Origin of the sequence: Collinsella aerofaciens, assembly GCF_039062315.1 — a bacterium.
Classification (GTDB): Bacteria; Actinomycetota; Coriobacteriia; order Coriobacteriales; family Coriobacteriaceae; genus Collinsella; species Collinsella aerofaciens_BG.
Genome location: NZ_JBCJBG010000032.1, coordinates 1 through 4,052 on the forward strand (window position 1 = coordinate 1; position 4,052 = coordinate 4,052).

General features: G+C 60.8%; 3 protein-coding genes, 1 tRNA gene and 1 other RNA gene. 2 read left to right on the forward strand and 3 right to left on the reverse strand.

The genetic code is table 11. The annotated features are described in order from the left end of the window. Together ffs and tadA are read right to left on the reverse strand one after the other, a co-directional pair. Positions 1-88: signal recognition particle sRNA small type (gene ffs, locus ABCP74_RS09330), an RNA gene on the reverse strand; the annotation flags it as partial. A gap of 170 nt (positions 89-258) precedes the next feature. Continuing rightward, entirely contained in the window at positions 259-2,040 is a 1,782-nt protein-coding gene (gene tadA, locus ABCP74_RS09335; protein ID WP_343001295.1) for a tRNA adenosine(34) deaminase TadA, read from the reverse strand. 51 nt (positions 2,041-2,091) lie between these two features. Here tadA and ABCP74_RS09340 point away from each other — a divergent pair. Next, positions 2,092-2,181: transfer RNA gene (locus tag ABCP74_RS09340), tRNA-Ser, on the forward strand. Between the two features lie 3 nt (positions 2,182-2,184). Here ABCP74_RS09340 and ABCP74_RS09345 read toward each other — a convergent pair. Beyond that, positions 2,185-2,769: a TetR/AcrR family transcriptional regulator gene (locus tag ABCP74_RS09345; RefSeq protein ID WP_343001296.1), complete on the reverse strand. Its 585-nt coding sequence runs from the start codon at positions 2,767-2,769 to the stop codon at positions 2,185-2,187. A gap of 212 nt (positions 2,770-2,981) precedes the next feature. Here ABCP74_RS09345 and ABCP74_RS09350 point away from each other — a divergent pair, with 212 nt between their 5' ends. Beyond that, on the forward strand, positions 2,982-3,533 hold the full coding sequence (locus ABCP74_RS09350) for a LemA family protein (protein WP_343001297.1): 552 nt from the start codon (positions 2,982-2,984) through the stop codon (positions 3,531-3,533). The last annotated feature ends 519 nt before the right edge of the window (positions 3,534-4,052 follow it).

Sequence of the window (4,052 nt, forward strand, 5' to 3'; positions counted from 1 at the left end):
GGATTCGGATGCCCGACAGAGGCTCCTTATGGCTGCTTCCTTCCGGACCTGACCAGATTCGGAACATGTCGTCATCCGAACCCATCGAGCGCACTAGGCGCTCGGTATATCTTACCCGCTCCCGCCCGATGGGGCAAGGTAGCTAATTTGGGACAGGGCCAAAAGACCACTTTTGAGTTGCGGTGGAATAGTTCCTGTTTTTGCCGCCTGAGCCGCCAAACAGGAACTATTCCACCGCAACTTATAGGGAGTTGGGTTTTAGAGGCGGGCGAGGTCGTAGGATCGGGCGGCGGCTTCACCGGCGCAGATGAGGTTGATTGTGGCTTCCTGGGGGTCGAGCGCTTGGTCAAGGGGCATGGGTCTGCGACAGACCGGCAGAACTAAGTCGACACCCTGCCCATACACCGCATCCAGGTTGTCGGCACGACCGCCCACGACGGCAACAACCGGCTTGCCATATCGCTTCGCACGACGAGCCACGCCCACCGGTGCCTTGCCGGCAGCGGATTGCTCGTCCATATTGCCCTCGCCCGTTATGACCAGGTCGACATCGCGCACGCACTCGTCAAACCCAATCAGATCGAGCACCGTCTCCACGCCCGAACGCAGCTCCGCCCCGAGCGCCAGCAGCGCGGCACCCAGACCGCCAGCGGCACCGGCGCCGGGCACGCCGAGCACCGAGCCAAATGTCCGCACACCCTCGGGCACGCGCAACAACCCCTGAGCCCGCGCCCCGGTAATTGCCGCATCGAGCAGGCGACCATAGCCGACCATCCAGCTGTCGTACCTGCGCAACACCTCGTCGTCATCCGTCGGCAAGCCCTTCTGCCCACCAAACACCGCCAGTGCGCCTCGACGCCCCACGAGCGGATTCTCGACATCGGAAAGCACCACGACACGCGCGCCATTCAGCGCCCGAAGCGCGGGTGCCAAATCGATACTCGCCACGTGTTCAAGACCCGCAAGACCGAAGGCGATATTGCGGCCACACTCATCGACAAGGTGCGCGCCCAGCGCCTGCAGCATACCGGCGCCACCATCGTTGGTGGCGCTGCCGCCCAAGCCAATATAGATAGTCTTTGCCCCAGCACGGACCGCGCGAAGCATAAGCTCGCCCACGCCATAGGTCGAAGCCACAAGCGCCGCCGATTCCGTGCAGGGCGAATATCCAATACCCGCCGCCTCGGCCATCTCAATAACAGCCGACTCGCACTCGCCGTCCACCAGCATCCGGGCAGACACCCGGTCGCCCAAGGGGCCTGCAACCTCGCAGGCCGAGAGCTCGCCACTGCGCACGGCGATGGCGTCGAGCGTTCCCTCGCCACCATCCGCCAACGGCAAAGCGCTCAGATCGGCATCGGGCCACACGCGGCGCACGCCCTCGGCAACTGCCGACTCTGCCTGCGAGCTCGACACGCTGCCTTTAAAGGAGTCGATCGCCAGCAGCACACGGCGGGGCCGCCGTTGCACGGGACCAAAGTCGAGCGCTTCATCGGCAAGATTCTCGACATCCGCAAGCGCCTCGGCATGAGCGGCATGTGCCTCAAGATCGGCCCCACAATCGCAGCCAGCACCATCGGCGCTACGCAGCCCACTAAAATAGCTGCTCAGCACCGCGCGACACTCGTCCGCCAGCACGCCGGCGGTCACATTAAACCGATGATTCAGGCGCGAATCGGCATTAAGGTCATACAACGAGCCCAGCGCACCCGCCTTGGCATCGGCCGCGCCGTACACGCAGCGCCCCACGCGCGCGTTCACCATAAGCCCAGCGCACATGCAGCAGGGCTCAAGCGTCACGTAGACCGTGCAATCGGAAAGGCGCCAGCGACCGAGCGACTGAGCGGCGGCGCACAGGGCCGAAAACTCGGCATGCGCCGAAGGATCCTGGTCGAGCTCGCGGCGATTATGCGCCCTCGCGACGATCTCACCCGCGCGCACCACTACGGCACCGATCGGCACCTCGCCCACCGCCGCGGCGGCACGCGCCTCCGCCAGCGCCTCGCTCATGAACTTCTCATCGATTCCGGTGCTCGTCATCGTTCGCCTTCCCTGTTGCAAATCCAAAACGATGCTATCATTACGACTCACGGAGAGATGGCAGAGCGGTTGAATGCGGCGGTCTTGAAAACCGTTGAGCGCGAGAGCGTTCCGGGGGTTCGAATCCCCCTCTCTCCGCCACTCTTAGTGACTCACCGGCGTCATGGTCCGCTCGAACAGCGCATCGACCACGTCGGCGATTTCGGACCTGCGCTCTAGTACGTGGCCCGATTCCCACCACATGGTAAAAAGCCGAATAATGCCACCGGCGACAAACTCAGACGTTGTCTCGAGCGATACGGGCGCGAGCGCGTCCTCGTCAAGCGCGCTCATCACGCGCCCGCGTATGGAGCGCGCGATGCGGTCGCAAATCATGCTGGTCAGCATACCCGACATGCTGCTCGCCAAAATGTTATCCATGAGCTGCTCATGCGCCAGAATCAGATCCATGGCATCGGCGAACACTTCGTGGCGAAGCGCGCGCACGTCCTCGGCGCCCTCCGCGCCATCCGCATCGGCCCGCTTTTGCGGCAGGCTCGACATGAGTTCATCGATATAGAAGGCAAAGTAATCGTTCTTGTCGCGGAAGTGCTTGTAGAACGTCGTCCGACGAATCATAGCGCGGTCACACAGCATGGCAACCGTCACGTCCTCAAACCGATGCTCTTCGAGCAGCTCAGTAAAGGCCTCGAACAGGGCCCGATAGGTTTTCTTGATGCGAAGGTCCATACGTATCGCCCTCCTCAAGGAAAAGACAGCGCTCAATAATCTGTCGCATATCTTACACCTGTATCGCCCGCCCTCTGGCGAATGGCCTCACCTTGGTGGAAACATAACGCTTACCGGAAAGTTCGGTATCGCCAAAGGTTGCGGGTATACTAGTAGCGTTACACCAACGGCAGCCGGCGGAAGACGCCGCGGCCATTCGAAACGGAGACACCATGATTCCCGTCATCATCGGTATCGTTGTTGTCGTTGTGATTGTCTGCGCCATCGCCGGCATCTACAACAACATGGTCACCAAGCGCAATCGCATTGATAACGCCTGGCAGAACATCGACACGCAGCTGCAGCGCCGCAACGACCTGATCCCCAACCTGGTCGAGACCGTCAAGGGCTACGCCAAACACGAGCAGGACACGCTCGCCGCCGTGGTCAACGCGCGCAACGCCGCCGTGAGCGCCACCACGCCCGAAGCCAAGATGGAAGCCGACAACGTGCTGACCGGTGCCCTGCGCCAGCTCTTCGCCGTGGCCGAGGCTTACCCCGATCTTAAGGCGAACAGCAACTTTACGCAGCTCCAAGCCACGCTCGAAGACACCGAGAACAAGGTGAGCTACGCGCGCCAGAGCTACAACGACTGCGTGCTTAGCTACAACAATGCCATCCAGACCTTCCCGGCCGTCATCTTTGCCGGCATCTTCCAGTTTAAGGAGCGCCAGGGCTTCGAGGCCGCCGAGGCTGCCCGCCAGGCACCGACCATCAAGTTCTAATAAATCCGCAGCGTATCCTCAATCGGGTATATGCATAAAACGCCCCGTCGAATGCATACTTCGACGGGGCGGTTTCCTTTGTCGCAAAGGTCCCCCTCAAGGCGCCGTGCATTTATGGGAGTATTCAGCATAACCAAGAGCTTCGGGCGCCACGATAAATGCCAAAGACCGCGAATATCCCCGCAAATCAAACGCTGTCAGCCCATAACCCCGCCCATCATTCGTAGAAAACATCGATAAATCCCGATTTTTCGCCCGAGGTCGGTATGCAAGGGCCTTCGATTGCAGAATACTCGCAAAAATGCACGTCGCCACCACCCCCACATGGCGCAAACCAAAACAAAAGCGCGGCCAATAGGCCGTGCACCATCTTTACTCAGATTAATTATTGCCCGCACAACAGCGACAAGCCGCAGGGCGGAGAGCAAGTTCCCTCCCGGCGCATTCCGCACTGATATCTTCTGTATTGAAGACGTCGATGATGCACCCGTATACCATTGACGTCGACACCATCAGATG

Bases quoted from the DNA above. Each gene is read 5' to 3' on its own strand.
- tadA (WP_343001295.1), bottom strand. From the start codon at position 2,040: ATGACGAGCACCGGAATCGATGAGAAGTTCATGAGCGAGGCGCTGGCG.
- ABCP74_RS09345 (WP_343001296.1), bottom strand. From the start codon at position 2,769: ATGGACCTTCGCATCAAGAAAACCTATCGGGCCCTGTTCGAGGCCTTT.
- ABCP74_RS09350 (WP_343001297.1), top strand. From the start codon at position 2,982: ATGATTCCCGTCATCATCGGTATCGTTGTTGTCGTTGTGATTGTCTGC.